We start from the raw sequence: 20559 nt of genomic DNA, 5'->3' as shown, positions 1-20559 counted from the left end.
AAAGCCGGACAGGATCCGCGGGCAGCGTGCGGCCAGGGCGAGCCCCGGCCGGCATGCCGCCTGCCTGGGTTAGCGGTGACCGCCACCCCCCTGGTTGCCGCCACGACCGCGCGGACGACGCGGGCCGCTGGCATTGCCGCCGCCCTTGGCTGCCTTCGGCATCACATTGCCGTTGGCCTCGCCACCACCGCCGCGACGCTGCTGGCCGCGCTGGCCACCCATGCCTCCGCCGCCCAGGCCACCACCGCCGCCAAGGCCGCCGCGATTGCCACCGCGCCCACCGGCACCGCCGCCACGCAGGCCGCCGGCCGCGCCACCACTGAACTTGGTGGTATGCGACGTCAGCGGCGCCGGGCCGGTCGGGATGTAACCCATCGAGGTCTGCATCGGATCGGGCTGGCCACCACGGCCGGCACCGCCGCCGTTACCGCGCGCGCCTCCCTTTTCGTAGCGCGGCAGGCCGTCCATGCCGGTGTGCATCGGCATGCCCGCAATGGCCGCCTCGGTACGCGCCTTGCGGCCGCCCACCTTGGTGGCACCCTTGCCGCCCTGCTCGCCCTTCGCCGGCGCTTTCAGGCCGATATTGGCCATCAGCGCGCGCACGTCGGTCGGGTCCAGCTCTTGCCAGCGGCCACGCTTGAGGCCGCGCGGCAGCAGGAACTGGCCGTAGCGCGTACGGATCAGGCGCGACACGGTCAGGCCAACGGCCTCGAACATGCGGCGCACCTCGCGATTACGGCCTTCGGTCAGCGCCACGTGATACCACTGGTTCACGCCTTCGCCACCGCCATCAGCGATGCGCAGGAAGTTCGCTTCGCCATCGTCCAATTGGATACCGTGCAGCAGCGCCTGGCGGTCGGCCTCGGCCAGCTCGCCCAGCGTGCGCACCGCGTATTCGCGCTCCACGCCGTAGCGCGGGTGCATGAAGCGGTTGGCGATATCGCCCGAGGTCGTGAAGATCAGCAAGCCTTCGGTATTGAAGTCGAGACGACCCACCGCCACCCACTTGCCGGCCTTGATGCGCGGCAGGCTGTCGAACACGGTCGGACGGCCTTCCGGATCGCTCTGGCTCACGATTTCGCCGGACGGCTTGTGATACAGCAGCACGCGCGGTGGCTTGCTCGACACCTTGCGATGGATCAGCTTGCCGTTCACGCGCACCTGGTCGGTCGGCAAGATCCGCTGGCCGATGTGGGCCGGCAGACCGTTAACCGAGACACGACCCTCGAGGATCAGCTGTTCCATTTCGCGGCGTGAGCCGAGGCCGCCTTCGGCCAGCACCTTGTGCAGCTTGGGCGCGTCATCGTCGGCGGACAGTTCGCGCACCGGCTTGGCCTTGGTGCGCGGCAGCGCCATCTCTTCCTGATCGAATTGTTCCGAGATCACGAATTTGAAGACGTCCTCGGCACCGCCAGCAGGCTTGCCGGCCTTCGCGCCGCGAGCCGGCTTGTCACCGGCGCGCTGCTCGAATTTTTCCGAAGGCTTGCCGCCTGCGGCGCCCGCCTGCCCCTTGCGCTGACCCTGGCCGCCTTGGCCACCCTGACCGCCTTGGCCGCGCTTGTCGCGCCGGCCCGGCTGCTGGGCTGCCGGCTTGTTGTCGCCATCGACCAGCGCAGCCTTGCGCTGGGGCTGCTGGCGGCGCTTGCGCACGCCGGCACCCTGTGGCTGCGCAGGCTGGCCGTCGGCGTCACTCGCCTCGGCGCGCGGTTCGCGGACGTCACGGGCATCACGATCGGCTGCCGGCTTGCGGCGGCCACGGGCGCGCGGCTCGCGACCGGCCGGTGCGGCGGCGTCGGGCTGCGGCGCGTCGGCTTGCGCCGGTGCGGCGGCATCGCCCTCGGCACGGCCACCCTCGCGGTCCTGTGCGGACTGGCGGCGCGACGCCACCAGATTGCGCAGGCCACGGCGCAGGCCCTTGCGGCGCGGCGCGCCGTCGGTGCCATTGCCCGCGTCGGGCGCAGCGCCGGTATCGCCCGGCGCGTCCGGTTGCCGGACGTCTTGCTCAGCGGAATCAGACAAAGTATTCACTATCGATGTTGCGTGTTATTCAGTTGGACACGCGTTCGTCGTCCTCAGCAGGATGCGGCGCGTTGCCGTCCCGGACCGAATCGTCGGCCGCTTCCGGGGAGGAAGCAGCTGTGTCCACGTGGAAACCGTTGGCGTGGGCCAGCGGCGCGTCGTCGTCATGCCCGCCATCGGCGGACCACTGCGCAACGCTGTTGTCTTGCGGGTGCGGCGTGTCGTTCTGTTCGGTATCGGCGCCGTGGGCTTCCGTCTCCACCGGCTCCGCATGGTCGCTCTCCGCCACGGCCACGACTTCCGCTTCCACCGCATCGGTAGCGGTCTCGGCGGCCTGGGGCTCGGCAAAGGTCTCTTCATCGCCAGCCGGCGGGTTGGCCGTGGCAACTTCTTCAAAATCTATCGCCTGCTGGTCCAGCAGGGCTGCCTGGACCTGGGCCTGGGCATCCTCGAGCGGCGGCAGCTCATCCAGCGTGCGCAGCCCCAGATCGTCCAGAAACGCCTTGGTCGTGGCATAGAGCGCGGGACGGCCCGGTACGTCGCGATGCCCGATCACCTCGATCCAGCTGCGGTCCTCGAGCTTCTTGACCACGTCGGTGCTGACCGTCACGCCGCGAATTTCCTCGATATCGCCGCGCGTCACGGGCTGGCGATAGGCGATGATGGCCAGCGTCTCCATCACCGCGCGCGAATACTTGGGCGGCTTTTCCGGGTTGAGCCGGTCGAGGAACTCGCGCATCTCGGGCCGGCTCTGGAAACGCCAACCGCTGGCCAGGGCCACGAGTTCCACACCGCGTTGCTGCCAGTCCTGTCGCAATTCGTCCAACAGGGCGCGGATGGTGTCGGCGCCGACATCGTCGGCGAAAAGACGGCGGAGATCGTTGACGCGCAGGGGCTCCTGCGCACAAATCAGCGCGGTCTCGAGGACGATCTTCGCCTCTTGGGTATTCATGTGATTGTGTGCAGCCTGTCTTTGCACCTGCTCCCGGACGAATCCCGGAGCACTGGAGATTTCGGATACAGCGGTACCGATGCCACCGCCATCTCATTGCGCAGCCAACTCGCAGCCTGTCGCAGCCCAGGCAGCCAAGCGGTGCACTTCGTTCTTTTGCATCGATTTGCCGGGTCGTTCCGGCAGGAGATCGTCCGCATCCGGCTGGCTTCGCCGGGAGTCGAACCTCTTGCGTCGCGCTCTCGCCTTTACCCTCGCAGGCGGAACCCTTCCCCTTGGAGCGGACATTCGCCAGGACAATCAGATTGCCAAGGCGGCAAGAAAAAACGGATATCGGCCCGGACAAGCTTCGTCCTGCGCCTGCGCCACCACTCCACAAGGCCGACCGGCCTTTTAAACCAGATCTTTTGAACCGGATGCACTGTGGGGACGGATCCGGCAAGCCAATGCTGCCTCGGACCCATGGACACGCATCCCAGATCAGGGATGCCGGCCCGGCGACGCCAGGGAATTACGTGGCGCGATACCGTGGTTCTCGCGATTGTATGGCATTCCCGCCCCCCTCCGCAACCTGCCCGCCGCCCGGCGTGGCGAATGGCACGAACCGGGGCGGCCTGTCCGCCGCCCGGAATCGTCCTAGAACACCACGCAGAACCCATGCGCAGCCAGCGTCTCCGGGAGCCAGACCGCCCGCGCCACGCCCACGATGCCGAAGCCGATGATCAGCACGCCCGCCACGGTCCGGACCGCCGGCCGGCGCGACACATGGCGCACATAGCCCGACAACCCCGAAATCACCAGCAGGTTTGGCAGCGTTCCCAACCCAAAGGCGAACAGGACCAGCGCGCCCGACGCCGCATTGCCGGCCAGCAACGCCATTGCGAGTGCCCCATAGACCATCCCGCACGGCACGATCCCCCAGGCGAGTCCCAGACCGAAGCGCCGCAGCAGCGGCGCATGCCGGGCCAGGCCGGCAGGCAGCCTGATACCGAGCGCGCCCATGCGACCCACCACCCCTTGGGCCATGCGCACCGCGAACGCCTCCAGGCGCGCCGCACGCATGGTGCGCCCACGCAACAGCCACAAGCCCGACATCACCAGCATCGCTCCGCCTGCGCCATAGAGCCATCGCTGCACAGGCAGATAGTCCTGCTTCCATACAGTGGCGCCGACGGCACCCACCACCGCCCCCAGCAACGCGTAGGTGGTCAGGCGGCCGGCGTGCATCGCCAGCAATTCCACGAGCCAGCCGCGCGGCGAGCGATGGATCGTCACCGGCACGCGCACCGCCGCGCGCTGCTCGGCCGCCATCGCAATGCCGCCACACATCGCAGCACAGTGGACGCCACCAAACAACGCAACGATAAAAACGCTGAAAAGCACACCAAATGGCAACGGTCCCTCGCTTCCGCGTCACTTCACGCGGTAAAATTGATCTGTCGCGCCCTCGCTGCAATGCGCATCACCAAGAGCCCTCAATTGCTTACCTCCATACCCGTCACCGAGATCTCGCCCCGCTGCTCTACGTGCGGGATGGGCCAGCTTTGTCTGCCGGTAGGCATGTCGCACCAGGACCTCCTGAAGATGGACACGCTCGTGCAGGAACGCGTGCGCGTGCACAAGGGCGAAACGCTTTACCGCATGGGCGATCCGCTCACCGCCGTCTATGCCGTGCGTTTCGGCACGCTCAAGACGCACGTGACACTCGAAGACGGCCGCTCGCAGATCACCGGCTTCCATCTGCCCGGCGAGATGGTCGGTATGGATGGCCTCGGCGAAATGCAGCATGCTTCCGATGCCACGGCCCTCGAGGATGCCGAAGTCTGCGTCGTACGCTTCAACGACTTGCAGGCGCTCTCGTCTGACCTGCCCTCGCTGCAAACCCAGTTCCTGCGCTTGATGAGCAAGGAGATTTCGCAGGACCAGGTGATGCTGATGACGTTGGGTTCGATGCGGGCCGAGGAGCGGCTTGCCGCGTTCCTCGTCAATCTTTCCGATCGCCTGTCGGCGCGTGGCTACTCGTCGAGCGAGTTCGTGTTGCGCATGAGTCGCGAGGAGATCGGCAGTTATCTTGGCCTGAAACTCGAAACCGTCAGCCGCCTGTTCTCTCGTTTTGCCGAGGCGGGCCTGATCCAGATCCGCCAGCGCCACGTCAAGCTCATCGACATGGCCGGCATCAAGCAGATCTACAACCGCTCCTGCTAAGGCCGGCTCGCCGGCGGCGGTGCACTCGCTACTCGAGTTCATCGGTATTGCTGAGCGGCGTTGGCATGGTGTAGAGCGTCAGGCCGCTCGACAAGGCGCAGAACAGCCACGCCAGCAGGAATCCCACGGTATAGATCGCCTCACGCGACGCGTCGACCGGATGACCGAAGAAGCTCAGGTCACTGGGATCGACAATCGAGAACACCGTTGCCGTGGCCACGCCGCCCATCAGGAACGCTGGCCACATCACCCACATCAGCCAGCGTAGTCTCATGGCCGCCTCGCCGTGTCATTGACATGGGCGTCGGCACGCACGGCGGACCCATCCAGCTTCTCCACCACCAGCCCATGCCGCGCGGCATCGCGCACCGGCACGTCGGCGTGGGTATTGGCGAGCCAGATCGTCACACCACAGCCGATCATCGCCAGCAGCGGTCCGCTCATCAGCAGCCACGGCCACGGTTCCTTCCACCACGGCTTGACTTGTTGCGCTGTCATTGCCTACTCCTTGCGTCGAATATTTCCTGAATGACCTGTCCTACAGGCCGCGCGGCACGATGAAACTGGTCGCTTCCTGGATCTGCGCGCGTCCGCGTGCGTCGTCCATACCCTCCCCCGTGACCGTGATACGGATCTTGTGCGTGCCCTGCGGCGCGTGGTCGAGCGGGATACGGATCCGCACCGGCAACAGCCGGTTCGACGTAGGCGGCAGCGTTTCTGCCGACTTGTCATACTCGATGGTCAACCCTTGCAGCTCCGCGCTCGTCGCCTGTACCCGGACGCGCATCGGCGTCTCGGTCGTATTGATCAGTTGCAGCCGGTACACGTTCTCGATCCAGCGACCTTCGACCTCGCGGCCCAACGCGCCACGGTCGCGGATGACATCGACCTTGAGCGGCGTGCGCATCGCCAGCGACCCGATGAAGCCCCCCACCAGCGCCGACCAGATCACCGCGTAGACAATCGTCCGCGTGCGGAACAAGCGCTTGCGCGCGGCGACTGCCGACAGGCCCTTGCGCATCGCGTTCTCAGAGGTGTAGCGGATCAGGCCACGCGGATAGGCCATCTTGTCCATGACCTGGTTACAGGCGTCGATGCAGGCACCGCAGCCAATGCACTCGTATTGCAATCCGTCACGGATGTCGATCCCGGTCGGGCAGACCTGCACGCAGATGCTGCAATTGACGCAATCGCCAATGCCGGCGGTGTGCCGGTCCGTCTTGCGCGAGCGGCTGCCGCGCGGCTCGCCACGGCCTACGTCATAGGTCACCACGAAGGTATCGCGGTCGACCATCACGCTCTGGAAACGCGCATATGGGCACATGTACTTGCACACCTGCTCGCGCATGAAGCCGGCGTTGCCCCAGGTGGCGAAGGCATAGAACAGCATCCAGAACGACTGCCACGGCCCCAGCGAGAGGTCGATCACCTGCCCGCCCAGCTCGCGGATCGGCGAGAAATAGCCGACGAACGTGAAGCCGGTCCACAGGGCGATCACCACCCAGAGCGTGTGCTTGGTCGCCTTGAGCCGCAGCTTGCGCAGGCTCCACGGGTCGCCGTCCAGCCGGATGCGGGCGATGCGATCGCCTTCCACGCGTCGCTCGATCCACATGAAGATTTCTGTGTAGACGGTCTGTGGACACGCGTAGCCACAGAACAGCCGGCCCGCGATGGCGGTGAACAGGAACAGGGCGAGCGCCGAGATGACAAGCAGGACCGCGAGGTAGATCACGTCCTGCGGCCACAGCACGAGGCCGAAGATATAGAACTTGCGCGCGCCGAGGTCAAACAGCACCGCCTGGCGGTCGTTCCATTGCAGCCACGGGGCGCCGTAGTAGACCAGCTGGGTGAGGATGACGAGCCAGACGCGCCAGCTCGAGAAGGCGCCCGTGACCGAGCGCGGATAGATCTTGCGCCGGACCTCGTAGAGTGTTTCTTCCGAAGATTCAGCCGATTGGGCAGATTGCCCGGATAGCGGCGTGGCAGCCGGGCGCCATGGCGGGCTGTCGTCGGGCCGTGAGGGCTCCGACGTAGCGGGGTCGTCCGCTACGGGCTGTGCAGCATTGGGGGGCGCGTTCATCTTGTGTTCCTCGCGCCCCGGCAGGCGGCTGGCCGCCCTGCCCGGGGGCTGTTGATCATTGTCCGGCCGCTCCTGTATTGGAGAGACCCCACACGTAGGCGGTCAGCATGCGGATGCGCTCGGGCGTCAGGATTTCCTCATGCGCGGGCATGTGCCCGTTATGACCCTTCTGGATCGCCTCGACGATGGCATTTTCCGAACTGCCGTAGAGCCAGACGCTGTCCGACAGGTTCGGCGCGCCGAGCGCCTGGTTGCCCTTGCCGCTGGCCCCATGGCAGGCCGCACACGTGGTCTTGAAGGTGCCCTCGCCCCGCGACGCGCGGATCGGGTCAGACGCCAGGCCCGACAGCGAGCGCACATACTGGGCCGTGTCCCCGGCGAGCTTGGCGTCGATGACGCCCGCGAACGGCGGCATCATGCCGTTGCGACCCTTGGTGATCGTCTGACGGATCGTTTCGGGGTCGCCGCCATAGAGCCAGTCGTTGTCGGCCAGGTTCGGAAAGCCGCGGCTGCCGCGCGCGTCGGAGCCATGGCACTGCGCGCAGTAGTTCAGGAACAGGCGCTGGCCAATTTCACGGGCGTCGGGATCGGCGGCGACCTTCGTCACGTCCATCGACATGTACTTCCCGTAGATCTCGTTCTGCATCTTCTCGGCGGCCTGTCGATGCGCCGCCAGTTCGCCCTGCGAGGAGAACCCCAGCACGCCGGCGTAGGAACCCAGGCCCGGATACAGCACCAGGTAGCACACGCTGAAGATGCAGGCCAGCAGGAACATCCACATCCACCAGCGCGGCAGCGGGTTGTTCAACTCGCGCAGGTCACCATCCCAGACATGGCCGGTATCCTCGGTCGCACCCTGGCTTTTTGGCGCCCGGCGCTGCGAGAACAGCAGCCACACGCACCACGCGATGCCGACCAGCGAGATGGCCGTAATGTAGTAACTCCAGTAATCGGAAAAGAAATCGCTCATGACTGTGGGTTCCGGCTTGTCGTTATCGTGGTCTCGTCGGGCAACGCGAAGGGCAGCATGGCTGACTCCTCGTTGGCGGCCTGGCGCCGCGACGACCAGGCCCACCAGCAGATGGCGAGGAAGGCCAGCATCGACAGCACGGTGGCAGCGGAGGTCAGGATGGCCATGGCGGTTACTCCTTCGGTGCCGCGGCCGCCGTGGCGGCGTCCAGGCGCACGTTGCGGCGGTTCAGGCCGAGGCCTTGCAGGTAGGCCACCATCGCGTCCTCTTCGGTCTTGCCGGCGAGTTCCTCAGGGGCATGGGCGATTTGCTCCTCGGTGTACGGCACACCCAACCGCTTCAGGGCGCGCATCCGGCCCTGGATATCGCCCGTCGGCAGCGCGGTCCTCTCGAGCCACGGATACGACGGCATCACCGATTCCGGCACCACATCGCGCGGATTGCGCAGGTGGATGCGCTGCCAGTCATCCGAATACCGGCCGCCCACGCGGGCGAGGTCTGGACCGGTACGCTTGGAACCCCACAGGAACGGATGGTCATACACCGACTCGCCGGCCGTCGAGAAATGGCCATAGCGCTCCGTCTCGGCCTGCAGCGTGCGCACCTGCTGCGAATGGCAGCCGACGCAGCCTTCGCGGATATAGATATCGCGGCCCATCAGGCGCAGCGGCGTGTAGGGCACGATGCCCGCGTCGGGCTTGGTCGTGGAATGCTGGAAGAACAGCGGCACGATCTGCACCAGACCCGCAATGCTCACCACGATGATCGTGGCGATGATCAGCCAGCCAACGTTCTTTTCCAGTGTTTCGTGGGTGAAGAATCCTTGTTTTTGTGACATCTCAGCAATCCTCGGCGGTCAGTGTGCGGGAGCCTGGGCGGAAGCCGGCAGGCTGGCCGGGATCGGCGCGTCCGTGGCCGTCTTGCCGGCGATCGTGCGCACCACGTTGTAGGCCATGACCAGCATGCCGGTCAGGAAACACAGGCCACCGAGCAGGCGGATCAGGTAGAACGGATACTTCGCCTTGACCGCTTCGACGAACGCGTAGGTCAGCGTGCCGTCCGGCTGCGTGGCGCGCCACATCAGCCCTTCCATCACGCCGGCGATCCACATCGAGGCGATGTAGAGCACCACGCCGATCGTCGCGATCCAGAAGTGCCACTCGATCAGCTTGACGCTGAACATCTCCTTTTGCCCGAACAGGCGTGGAATCAGGTAGTACAGCGAGCCGATCGAGATCATCGCGACCCAGCCGAGCGCGCCCGAGTGGACATGGCCGATCGTCCAGTCCGTGTAGTGCGACAGCGCATTCACGGTCTTGATGGACATCATCGATCCTTCAAACGTGGCCATGCCGTAGAACGACAGCGCAACCACCATGAACTTGAGGATCGGGTCCGTGCGAAGCTTGTGCCAGGCGCCGGACATGGTCATGATCCCGTTGATCATCCCGCCCCAGGACGGCGCGAGCAGGATCAGCGAAAACGCCATGCCGAGCGACTGCGCCCAGTCCGGCAGCGCGGTGTATTGCAGATGGTGGGGGCCGGCCCACATATAGGTGAAGTTCAGCGCCCAGAAGTGGACGATGGAGAGCCGGTACGAGTAGATCGGCCGTCCGGCCTGCTTCGGGATGAAGTAGTACATCATCCCGAGGAAGCTGGTGGTCAGGAAGAAGCCCACGGCGTTATGGCCGTACCACCACTGGATCATCGCGTCCTGCACGCCCGCATAGGCGGAATACGACTTCCACATCGACGCCGGCATCTCGATGTTGTTCACGATATGCAGGATGGCGATGGTCAGGATGTACGCGCCGAAGAACCAGTTGGCCACGTAGATATGGCGCGTCTTGCGCTTGATGATGGTGCCGAAGAACACCACCGCGTAGGCGACCCAGACCAGCGTAATCAGGATGTCGATTGGCCATTCGAGTTCCGCATATTCCTTGGAAGTCGTGATGCCGAGCGGTAGCGTGATGGCAGCCGCCACGATGACGATCTGCCAGCCCCAGAACGTGAACGCTGCCAGCGGCCCGCAGAACAGGCGCGCCTGGCAGGTGCGCTGCACCACGTAGTACGACGTGGCGAACAGCGCGCTGCCGCCGAAGGCGAAGATCACCGCGTTGGTGTGCAGCGGACGCAGGCGCCCGAAGGACAGCCACGGGGTATTGAAATTGAGATCTGGCCAGATCAGTTGCGCCGCCAACAGAACGCCGACGGCCATGCCGACGATCCCCCAAACCACGGTCATCACGGCAAACTGCCGTACGACGCCGTAGTTAAAGGTGTCGACGCGTGGAGACGCGGTAGAGACATCCATTCAGACCCCCAAATACAGAAGTAAAGATCGTTTAACCCTAGTGTTGGTGTGACTTTAGAAAGTCGCCGCCGCCCGCGCGTTGATCCCGGTCAAGTCGCAATTCAACGAAGGGAACTGTTGCTGCCGCGCGCCACTCGGGCTCGTAAAAAGCTTGCAATTCATGGCTTGTCGTTATCGAGCAGGATGGCTTCGCCGGGTCGGTCGAGGTCGTCGTACTGGCCCGCGTTGAGCGCCCACCAGAGCGCGCCAGCGATCAGCGCCACGAGCACCAGGCTCATTGGCACGAGCAGGTAAAGGGTTTCCATGGTCAGCGCTCCTTGTTCGGTGCACGCAGCAGGCGCCAGGCATTGGCCACCACAAGCAGCGACGACACGGACATGCCGATGCCTGCCATCCAGGCCGTGACCAGCCCTGTGGCGGCCAGCGGAATGGCCACAATGTTGTAGAAGAAGGCCCAGCCGAGGTTCTGCCGCACCACGCGGCGCGTACGGCGCGCGGCGGCGATGGTGTTGGCAATCTCGGCCACGCCGCCATGCGTGAGGACCGCGTCGGCGCCTGCCTGGGCCAGCGGTGCGCCGCTCCCGATTGCGATGGAGACCTGTGCCTGGGCCAGCACCGGCGCGTCATTGATGCCGTCGCCCACGGCCAGCACCACAGCGCCCTGCTCTTGCAGCGCGGCCACATAGGCGCGTTTGCCCTCGGGCGTCACGGCGCCATGGGCGGTTTCCATGCCGAAATGGTCGGCCCACCAGCGCACCGCTTCGACGTTGTCGCCAGAAATCAGATGAGTACGAATGCCAAGCAGGTCGAGCGCGTCGATCAGCGCCGGCGTCTGCGGGCGTGCAATATCGGACAGGAAAAACCGTGCCAGCAGGCCCTCGGCAGCGCCCAACCAGACCTCGGTAGCGCCGCGATGGGCGTTGCCAGAGGCGCCGATGGCCGCGTCATCGCCGACCCAGACGCCCGCCTCCAGCGCCAACGCCGCCGCGAAGTCGCGCCGGCCAAGCCGCACGCGCCGCCCGTCGACACAGGCTTCGACTCCCTGCCCCGGCACATTGCACAGATCGTCCACCGAGGGCTGCTCCCGCCCGGTCGATGGTGCGCGGGCATCGAGGAACGCCCGGGCTATCGGATGCTCGCCGCCCTGCTCCATCGCCGCGGCAATCGCCAGGCAGATGTCCGCTTCGAGGCGGCCTGTGGCTTCGGTCAGTACCACCGCGAAGCGCCCCTCGGTCAGCGTGCCGGTCTTGTCGAGCACGATGTCGGTGACGCGCGCGAGGGTTTCGATGGCGTGAGACCGCGTCAGCAGCACCCCGCGCCGCGACAGTGCCGCACCGGCGGCCGCCAGCGCCGCAGGCGTAGCCAGCGACAGCGCGCAGGGACAGCTCACCACGAGCACCGCCACCGTCACCAACAACGCGCGCGACGGATCGATCCAGACGGCCCAGACGATACCGGTGACCGCCGCCATCCCAAGCAGCGCGCCGACAAACCAGCCTGCGACGCGGTCGGCCAGCATCGCCAGTCGTGGCTTTTCCGCAAGGGCACGGTCCAGCACCGCCACGATCTCGGCCAGCCGCGTATTGGCGCCGATGCGCCCGACGCGCACCTCGAGCGGGCTGGCCGTGTTGAAACACCCGGCGAGTACCGCATCGCCGATACCCCGCCGCACCGGTCGTGCCTCGCCGGTCAGCATCGATTCGTCGAGTTCGCTGATGCCAGCCAGCACCACGCCGTCCACGGGCATGATTTCACCGGCCTTGACCCGGATACGGTCGCCCGCGCCGAGGCGGGCCACCGGCACGCGCTCGGCGGTGCCGCCCTCCGTCAGGCGCTCGCAGGTGGCCGGAAGCTGACGCGCGAGCATCTCGGCGCCGCTTCGGGACGCCTGACGCACGCGCAGTTCCAGATAGCGGGCCAGCAGCAGGAAGGCCACGAACATCGTCACGGAATCGAAGTAGACCTCACCCACGCCGCGCACCGTGGCGGCTGCGCTGGCCAGAAAGCCGGCGGCCACGCCGATGGCCACGGGCACGTCCATGCCCATCGCGCGCTGGCGCAGGCTGCGCCAGGCGCCGGTGAAAATCGGGGAGGCAGAATAAAAGACGACCGGAAGCGTCAGCGCGAAGCTGGCCCAGCGCATCAGTTGCAACTGGCCAGCATCGATCGTGGCTTCATGGGTGTAGATCGGCCACGCGTACATCATGACCTGCATCATGCCGAGCATCGCCACGGCCATCCGCATCAGCAGCCCGCGCCGTTCGCGGCGGTCCTGGCGGTCGCTGCGGGACACCTCGAATGGCCACGCCATATAGCCGATGTCCGCTAGGGCGCCGAGCAAGGCTGACACGGTTTGTCGCGATTCCCGCCAGCGCACCACCACGCGGCGCGTTGCCACGTTGGCCACCGCCAGTTCCACACCCGGCAGCTGGCCCAGGCGCTGCTCGATCAGCCACGCGCAGGCAGCGCAGCGGATACCTTCCGGCGCCAGAGTGACCTCAGCCTTGCCATCGCCTAGCGGGCGGACGAACTGCTGGCGCAGCTCGGGCGTGTCGTAGGCAGCCCAGACCGGCTCGGCTTCCCGGCGCGCGGCGTCGTCGATAGGACGCGCGAAGCGAGAGGTATCGCCATACAGATGGCCGAAACCGGCCGCGTGGAGCATCTGCGCCAGCGTCTGGCAGCCGCCGCAGCAGAAACTGCGCGCGCTGCCTTCGACATCGGCAATGAATACCGGCTCCGCTGGCGTCAGCGGCTGGCCGCAGTGAAAGCAATGGCCGTCTACGTGCGTGGAAGTCGATGGGGATGGCGAAGCGCCCGCCATCGTGGGGGCCGCAGGCGTCGCGGGAATCGCGCGCCGGGCGGCGGATGGGGGCGGTAAGGTCGTCGTTGTCGCTGGCAGCACCCCAAGGGGGCCGCCGGCTGGTGCGAGCGATGGGGTAGGTAGGGACGGGGACGGCATGGCGCGCTTTTAATACCCACGGATAGTAGGTAGCACGCACACCATACGCCTTGATGCAGATCAAATAGGTCGGATTCGTACCAGTCCGACAACAGCTTCCAGCCCGCTCAGGTCAGCGAGGTATCCATGGTCCGTCGCTCGGACTCCAGGTACTCCCGTGACTGCATTTCGATGATCCGCGACACCGTGCGATGGAACTCGCCAGCCATCTGCCCTTCGGTATACAACTCGTCGGCAGGCACCTCGGCGGACATCAGCAGCTTGACCTTGTGGTCGTAGAACACGTCGATCAGCCAGGTGAAGCGGCGCGCCTCCGACGACATCCGCGGCGTCATCTTCGGCACATCCGACAGGATCACCGTATGGAACTGCGACGCCAGCTCCAGATAGTCGTTTTGCGAGCGCGGGCCGCCGCAGAGCGTGGCGAAGTCGAACCAGACCACACCGTTCGCCTTACGCAGCGCCTTGAGTTCACGGTGCTCGATATGGAGGATCGGCGATTCGTCGGCCGTGCCGGCGATACCCACGAAGGCATCGCGCAGCGCCGCGCTGGCCTCGCGGTTCAGCGGCGTGTGGTACGCCTCGACCTGCTCCAGGGCGCGCTTGCGGTAGTCGATACCCGCGTCCACGTTGAGCACGTCGAGCTTCTCCTGGAGGAGGTCGATCGCGGGCAGCACGCGTTCGCGGTGCAGACCATCCGGGTACAGCAGGTCCGGGCGATAGTTCGACGTCATCACGAATTGCACGCCATTCGCGAACATCTGGTCCAGCAGGCGGTGCAGCATCATGGCGTCCGCCACGTCGCTGACGTGGAATTCGTCGAAGCAGATCAGCCGGTATTTGCGCGCGATGCGCTTGGCCAGTTCGTCGAGGGGGTCGGGCCGACCTCGCAATTCCTCCAACTGGCGATGCACTTCGCGCATGAACTCGTGGAAATGGAGCCGCGTCTTCCGCACCACGGGCACGCAAGAGTAGAAGCTGTCCATCAGGAACGACTTGCCGCGCCCCACTCCACCCCACAGGTAGACGCCCTTGGGCACATCGGGGTGCACCAGAAGCTTCTTCAGCGCGTTGTTGCGCCGGTTCTTGTAGGCCACCCATTCGTCGTAGCACTGCTGCAGCCGTGCCACGGCGCGCAGTTGCGCCTCGTCCGACTGGTAGCCGCGCTGTTGCAGTTCTTTCTCGTAAAACTCGGTGACGTTCATGCTGGGTTCACGCTGGGGGCGTCCGGCGCAAGATGCGCGGGCGCTGCAAGTGAAAACGGCGCGCCGCTGGTTGCGGCGCGCCGGTGCTCACGCAATGGCAGGCATCAGCCTTACATGTTGAGCTGGCGCTTGTCCACGGCCAGCGCGGCTTCGCGCATGACTTCGGACATCGACGGGTGCGGATGGCAGACGCGACCGATATCCTCGCTGGCGGCCTTGAACTCCATCGCCACGACGGCTTCGGCGATCAGGTCCGACGCGTTGGCGGCCACGATGTGCACGCCCAGGATCTCGTCGGTCTTGGCATCGGCCAGCATCTTGACGAAGCCGTCCGAGGCGCCCATGCCCAGCGCACGGCCGTTGGCCATGAACGGGAACTGGCCCGATTTGTACTGGCGGCCTTCGGCCTTCAGCTGCTGCTCGGTCTTGCCGACCCACGCGATTTCCGGGAAGGTGTAGATCACCCAAGGAACCGTGTTGAAGTCGATGTGCGGCTTCTGGCCGACGATGCGCTCGGCCACGGCCACGCCTTCGTCTTCCGCCTTATGGGCGAGCATCGGACCACGCACCACGTCGCCGATGGCCCACAGGCCCGGCACCTTGGTCTGGCAGTGGTCGTCCACCTCGATGAAGCCGCGCGCGTCCGCGCCCAGGCCCACCGCTTCCAGGTTCAGGTTGTCGGTGTTCGGCACGCGGCCGACGGACACGATCAGGCGGTCCACTTCCAGCGTCTGGGCCTTGCCGTCCTTGTCGTCATAGCTGACGGTGACGCTGTCCTTGCCGGTCTTGACCTGGTTGACCTTCACGCCGAGGCTGAACTGCAGGCCCTGCTTGGTCAGCAGCTTCTGCGCTTCCTTGGCCACGCCTTCATCGGCAGCGCCCAGGAACGCAGGCAGCGCTTCCAGCACGGTCACTTCGGCACCGAGGCGGCGCCACACCGAGCCCAGTTCCAGGCCGATCACGCCGGCGCCGATCACGCCCAGCTTCTTCGGCACGGTCGGGAACTTCAGCGCGCCCTCGTTATCGCTGACGAGGTTGTTGTCCACGGTGATGCCCGGCAGGTGACGGGCCTTCGAACCGGTAGCGATGATGACCTGCTTCGCGGTCACGACCTCACCGGCCACTTCCACCTGGAAGCCCTCGGCAGCCTTGCCGGCGAACTTGCCGTAGCCCTTGAGCAGCGTCACCTTGTTCTTGCGGAACAGGAACTCGATGCCCTTGGTCATCTTGCCGACGATGTCGTCCTTGCGCTTGAGCATCTTGGGCACGTCCACCTTGACGTCACCCACGGTGATGCCGTGGTCGGCTAGGTGGTGCGAGGCGTTCTCGAACTCTTCCGAGGAAGCCAGCAATGCCTTGGAGGGGATGCAGCCCACGTTCAGGCAGGTGCCGCCCAGGCGCGGCTCGCCCTTGGGGTCGTCATAGGCGTTGCCTTCGCAGCAGGCCACGTTCAGGCCCAGCTGGGCTGCGCGGATGGCGGCGATATAGCCGCCGGGGCCGGCGCCGATCACCAGCACGTCGAATTGTTTGCTCATGGAGTTTCCTTCTGGACGGCCTGCTCCCACGCGCCCGATTCAACGGGCGGCGGGGAGCGGGTGTCCTTCAATTCAGAGGGAGGAGACGGACGCTTACAGGTCCAGCAGCAGGCGGGCCGGATCTTCCAGCGCTTCCTTCATCGCCACCAGGCCCAGCACAGCCTCGCGACCATCGATGATCCGGTGGTCGTAGGACATGGCCAGGTAGTTCATCGGGCGAATCACGATCTGGCCGTCTTCCACCACGGCACGATCCTTGGTGGCGTGCACGCCCAGGATGGCCGATTGCGGCGGGTTGATAATCGGCGTCGACAGCATCGAACCGAACGTACCGCCGTTCGAGATCGAGAACGTGCCGCCCGTCAGTTCTTCCAGCGACAGCTTGCCGTCACGGGCCTTGGCGCCGAACTCGGCGATCTTCTTCTCGATGTCGGCCAGGCTCATCTGGTCGGCGTTGCGCAGGATCGGCACCACCAGGCCACGCGGCGAACCCACCGCGATACCGATGTCGAAGTAGCCGTGGTAGACGATATCGTTGCCATCCACCGAGGCGTTGATGATCGGGTACTTCTTCAGGGCGTGCACGGCAGCCTTGACGAAGAACGACATGAAGCCCAGCTTCACGCCGTGCTCCTTCTCGAAGCGGTCCTTGTACTTGTTGCGCAGGTCCATCACCGGCTTCATGTTCACTTCGTTGAACGTAGTGAGGATGGCGTTGGTGGACTGCGACTGCACCAGGCGCTCGGCGATACGGGCGCGCAGGCGGCTCATCGGCACGCGCTCTTCCGGGCGGTCGCCCAGCGCGGCGAAGTCCACCTGGGCGGACACTTGCTGCAGGGCCGGCTTGGCCGGAGCCGGTGCCGGGGCGGCCTTGGCGGCCGGTGCGGGCGCCGAGCCGGCGGCCAGCACGTCACCCTTGGTGATGCGGCCATCCTTGCCAGTGCCGGCAACCTGACCGGCGGACAGGCCGCCTTCGGCCATCAGCTTGGCAGCCGACGGCATGGCGATGCCGCTGGCGCCGGTGGCGGCAGCGGGAGCCGGGGCGGCGGCGGCAGGTGCAGCGGCCGGAGCCGGGGCGGCGGCAGCCGGAGCGGCGGCGCCAGCGGTGGCTTCGGTATCAATCTTGGCGATCAGTTCATCGGCCACGACGGTATCGCCGTCGTTCTTGATGATCTGCGACAGCACGCCGGCGGCGGGCGCCGGCACTTCCAGCACGACCTTGTCGGTCTCGATCTCGATCAGGATCTCGTCCTGGGCAACAGCTTCGCCCGGCTTCTTCTTCCAGTTCAGCATGGTCGCTTCGGCGACCGATTCAGACAGTTGCGGAACCTTGACGTCAACAATAGCCATGGTGAGAAATTTTCCTCGATGTATGCGTGTATGTTCAAACAGGCCGAAGCCCGGCGCGCACCACTGCGCGCCGGGCCGGCCGTCTTATTACTTGGTCAGCACAAAGCCCTTGAGCTTGGAGAACGCAGCGTCCAGCAGCGCCTTCTGTTGCTCGTTGTGCTTTGCGTAGTAGCCCACCGCCGGCGAAGCCGAGGCAGGACGACCGGCATAACCGAGCTTCTGGCCTTCCGTCATGTTTTCCATGATGTAGTGCTGCACGAAGAACCAGGCACCCTGGTTCTGCGGCTCGTCCTGGCACCACAGGATTTCGGTCACGCCCGGGTACTTCTTGAGCTCGGCGGCCACAGCCTTGTGCGGGAACGGGTACAGCTGTTCCAGGCGGATGATCGCCGTGTCGGTGGCACCACGCTCCTTGCGGGTGTTGACCAGGTCGTAGTAGACCTTGCCCGAGCACATGATCACGCGCTTGACCTTGCTGGCGTTCAGTTCTTCGTGATCGGGGATGACCGTCTCGAAGTGACCCTTGGCCAGGTCGGACAGCGGCGACACCGCATCCTTGTTACGCAGCAGCGACTTCGGCGTCATGATCACCAGCGGCTTGCGGAACAGCCGGATCATCTGGCGACGCAGCAGGTGGAAGATCTGTGCCGGCGTGGTCGGCTGCACAACCTGAATGTTGTGGTCTGCGCAGAGCTGCAGGAAACGCTCGATACGGGCCGAGCTGTGTTCCGGACCCTGGCCCTCATAGCCGTGCGGCAGCATCATCGTCAGGCCCGAGGCGCGGCCCCACTTCACTTCACCCGACGAGATGAACTGGTCGATCACCACCTGGGCGCCATTCACGAAGTCGCCGAACTGGGCTTCCCAGATCACCAGCGCATTCGGTTCCGCAGTCGAGTAGCCGTATTCGAAGCCGAGCACGGCTTCTTCGGACAGCACCGAGTCGATCACGGTGAACGGGGCCTGATTCTCGGACACGTTCTGCAGCGGCACGTAGCTGCCGGCATCCCAGCGCTCGCGACCCTGGTCGTGCAGTACCGAGTGACGGTGGGTGAAGGTGCCACGGCCAGCATCCTGGCCGGTGATACGCACCGGGTAGCCCGAGGCCACCAGCGATGCGAACGCCAGGTGCTCGCCCATGCCCCAGTCCAGAGGCTGGTCGCCACGGCCCATGTTGGCGCGGTCCTTAATGACCTTTTCCACCAGCGGGTGCAGCTTCAGGTGCTCGGGGATGGTCGTGATCCGCTCGGCCAGGCGCTTCAGCTCGGTCACCGGCACGGCGGTGTCGGCTGCGTCGGTCCACTTGCGGTTCAGGAACGGCATCCAGTCCACGGCGAACTTGTTCTTGAAGTTCGACAGGACCGGGTCCACCGTGTGCTTGCCCGCGTCCATCGCGGCACGGTATTCCTTGACCAGCTGGTCGCCAAAGTCGGCGGGCACCAGGTTCTGCGCGGCCAGCTTGTCGGCGTACAACTTGCGCGTGCCCGGGTGTTGCGAGATCTTCTTGTACATCAGCGGCTGCGTTACAGCCGGCGTGTCCTGCTCGTTGTGGCCCAGCTTCCGGAAGCAGATGATGTCAACCACGACATCCTTCTTGAATTCCATGCGGAAGTCGGTGGCCAGTTGCATGGCGTACACCACGGCTTCGGGATCGTCGCCGTTCACGTGCAGCACCGGAGCCTCGATCATCTTGACCACGTCCGTGCAGTACAGCGTGGAACGCGCGTCGCGCGGGTCAGACGTCGTGAAGCCGATCTGGTTGTTGATGACGATGTGCATGGTGCCGCCCGTGCCGTAGCCGCGGGTCTGCGCCAGGTTCAGCGTCTCCATGACCACGCCCTGGCCAGCGAAGGCGGCGTCGCCGTGCACCTGCACCGGCAGCACTTCCTTGTGGCCGGCTTCGCCACGGCGTTCCTGGCGGGCCTTCGACGAACCCTCGACCACCGGGTTGACGATTTCCAGGTGCGACGGGTTGAACGCGAGCGACAGGTGAACCGGGCCGCCTTCGGTCGAGACATCGCTCGAGAAGCCCTTGTGGTACTTGACGTCGCCGGCGGGCAGGTCATCGACGTGCTTGCCTTCGAATTCGGCGAACAGGTCGGCCGGCATCTTGCCCAGCGTATTGACCAGCACGTTCAGACGGCCACGGTGGGCCATGCCGATCACGATTTCCTGCACACCCTTCGAACCGGAGTGCTGGATCAGCTCGTCCATCGCGGCGATAAAGCTCTCGCCGCCTTCGAGCGAGAAGCGCTTCTGGCCGACGTACTTCGTGTGGAGGAAGCGCTCAAGGCCCTCGGACGCGGTCAGGCGGTCCAGGATGTGCTTCTTCTTTTCCAGCGTGAACACGGGCTTGGAACGCGTGGTTTCCAGGCGCTCCTGCCACCAGCGCTTCTGCGCCTGGTCGCTCACGTACATGAACTCGGCGCCGATGGTGCCGCAGTAGGTCTCACGGAGGTTGTTGAGCAACTCGCGCAGGCTCATCGATTCCTTGCCGAAATACGTGTTGCTGGCATTGAAGACGATGTCGAGGTCGGCCTCGGAGAAACCGTAGAACGCCGGATCCAGATCAGGCAGGGGCGGACGCTCCTGGCGCTTCAGCGGATCGAGGTCGGCCCAGTGGGTACCGATGTTGCGGTAGGCAGCGATCAGCTGGGTCGCAGCAACGCGCTTGCGGCCCATGTCGGAATCGGCCGAGGCAACGATGGTCTTGATGGGGCCCTGCTTGGCGCGCTCGGCGAACGAGGCAACGATCGGTGCGTGGGGGATATCGCGGGAGTTGGACCCATCCACAGCCGGGACATTCTGCATCGCGTCGAAATACGCGCGCCAGTTGTCGGGAACCGAGCTGGGATTCTGGAGATAGGCCTCGTACAGCTCTTCCACATAGGGGGCGTTGCCGCCGAAGAGGTACGAATTGCTCTGATACTGCTGCATCATGGGGCGCTCACTATTCTCCGGGAATGC

Annotated in this window: 17 protein-coding genes; 1 reads left to right on the top strand and 16 read right to left on the bottom strand. The window is 65.5% G+C overall.

Annotated features, from left to right (window positions below):
• Positions 1-69: 69 nt before the first annotated feature.
• The 3 genes from rluB to AC1DFU_RS15280 form a co-directional block, all read right to left on the bottom strand.
• Positions 70-2019 carry a 23S rRNA pseudouridine(2605) synthase RluB gene (gene rluB / locus AC1DFU_RS15290; protein ID WP_092289597.1) on the bottom strand — a complete coding sequence of 650 codons (1950 nt, stop codon included), beginning with the start codon at positions 2017-2019 and terminating at the stop codon, positions 70-72.
• Positions 2020-2047: 28 nt separating this feature from the next.
• On the bottom strand, positions 2048-2971 hold the full coding sequence (gene scpB / locus AC1DFU_RS15285) for an SMC-Scp complex subunit ScpB (protein ID WP_441593561.1): 924 nt from the start codon (positions 2969-2971) through the stop codon (positions 2048-2050).
• Between the two features lie 636 nt (positions 2972-3607).
• Entirely contained in the window at positions 3608-4366 is a 759-nt protein-coding gene (locus tag AC1DFU_RS15280; protein WP_441593560.1) for a sulfite exporter TauE/SafE family protein, read from the bottom strand.
• 84 nt (positions 4367-4450) lie between these two features.
• On the opposite strand from AC1DFU_RS15280, the gene fnr reads away from it, so the two are divergent.
• Positions 4451-5176, top strand: a complete 726-nt coding sequence (gene fnr, locus AC1DFU_RS15275) for a fumarate/nitrate reduction transcriptional regulator Fnr (protein WP_092290819.1) — start codon at positions 4451-4453, stop codon at positions 5174-5176.
• A 28-nt stretch (positions 5177-5204) separates the two neighbouring features.
• Here fnr and AC1DFU_RS15270 read toward each other — a convergent pair whose 3' ends face one another.
• From AC1DFU_RS15270 to AC1DFU_RS15210, 13 genes are all read right to left on the bottom strand, one after another.
• Positions 5205-5450 carry a hypothetical protein gene (locus AC1DFU_RS15270; protein ID WP_441593559.1) on the bottom strand — a complete coding sequence of 82 codons (246 nt, stop codon included), beginning with the start codon at positions 5448-5450 and terminating at the stop codon, positions 5205-5207.
• Positions 5447-5674, bottom strand: coding sequence for a hypothetical protein (locus AC1DFU_RS15265; RefSeq protein WP_092289604.1), 228 nt, complete (start codon positions 5672-5674; stop codon positions 5447-5449). The genes AC1DFU_RS15270 and AC1DFU_RS15265 overlap by 4 nt, the downstream gene beginning before the upstream one ends.
• A gap of 40 nt (positions 5675-5714) precedes the next feature.
• Positions 5715-7256, bottom strand: coding sequence for a cytochrome c oxidase accessory protein CcoG (gene ccoG, locus AC1DFU_RS15260; protein ID WP_441593558.1), 1542 nt, complete (start codon positions 7254-7256; stop codon positions 5715-5717).
• 55 nt (positions 7257-7311) lie between these two features.
• Positions 7312-8226, bottom strand: a complete 915-nt coding sequence (gene ccoP / locus AC1DFU_RS15255) for a cytochrome-c oxidase, cbb3-type subunit III (protein WP_092289608.1) — start codon at positions 8224-8226, stop codon at positions 7312-7314.
• Complete coding sequence (locus tag AC1DFU_RS15250; protein ID WP_092289610.1) at positions 8223-8393, bottom strand: cbb3-type cytochrome oxidase subunit 3; 171 nt, start codon at positions 8391-8393, stop codon at positions 8223-8225. Before AC1DFU_RS15250 ends, ccoP begins: the two co-directional genes overlap by 4 nt.
• A 5-nt stretch (positions 8394-8398) precedes the next feature.
• Positions 8399-9064: a cytochrome-c oxidase, cbb3-type subunit II gene (gene ccoO, locus AC1DFU_RS15245; protein WP_441593557.1), complete on the bottom strand. Its 666-nt coding sequence runs from the start codon at positions 9062-9064 to the stop codon at positions 8399-8401.
• 18 nt (positions 9065-9082) lie between these two features.
• Complete coding sequence (ccoN, locus tag AC1DFU_RS15240; RefSeq protein WP_092289613.1) at positions 9083-10543, bottom strand: cytochrome-c oxidase, cbb3-type subunit I; 1461 nt, start codon at positions 10541-10543, stop codon at positions 9083-9085.
• A gap of 158 nt (positions 10544-10701) precedes the next feature.
• Positions 10702-10848 (bottom strand): cbb3-type cytochrome oxidase assembly protein CcoS, encoded by a 147-nt coding sequence (gene ccoS / locus AC1DFU_RS15235; RefSeq protein WP_092289615.1) that lies wholly within the window; start codon positions 10846-10848, stop codon positions 10702-10704.
• Between the two features lie 2 nt (positions 10849-10850).
• Positions 10851-13364, bottom strand: a complete 2514-nt coding sequence (locus tag AC1DFU_RS15230; RefSeq protein WP_441593556.1) for a heavy metal translocating P-type ATPase — start codon at positions 13362-13364, stop codon at positions 10851-10853.
• A gap of 245 nt (positions 13365-13609) precedes the next feature.
• A complete protein-coding gene (zapE, locus tag AC1DFU_RS15225; RefSeq protein WP_441593555.1) occupies positions 13610-14707 on the bottom strand; it encodes a cell division protein ZapE in 1098 nt (365 codons plus the stop codon).
• A gap of 110 nt (positions 14708-14817) precedes the next feature.
• Positions 14818-16242, bottom strand: coding sequence for a dihydrolipoyl dehydrogenase (gene lpdA / locus AC1DFU_RS15220; RefSeq protein WP_441593554.1), 1425 nt, complete (start codon positions 16240-16242; stop codon positions 14818-14820).
• A 93-nt stretch (positions 16243-16335) separates the two neighbouring features.
• Positions 16336-17592: a 2-oxoglutarate dehydrogenase complex dihydrolipoyllysine-residue succinyltransferase gene (odhB, locus tag AC1DFU_RS15215; protein WP_092289624.1), complete on the bottom strand. Its 1257-nt coding sequence runs from the start codon at positions 17590-17592 to the stop codon at positions 16336-16338.
• A gap of 87 nt (positions 17593-17679) precedes the next feature.
• The gene (locus AC1DFU_RS15210) at positions 17680-20532 is read right to left on the bottom strand and encodes a 2-oxoglutarate dehydrogenase E1 component (protein ID WP_092289626.1); all 2853 of its coding nucleotides are present in this window, start codon (positions 20530-20532) and stop codon (positions 17680-17682) included.
• Between the last annotated feature and the right edge of the window lie 27 nt (positions 20533-20559).

The sequence above is a fragment of the Cupriavidus sp. 10L45 genome, assembly GCF_056395225.1.
This window is presented reverse-complemented; position numbering and strand designations above follow the sequence as displayed.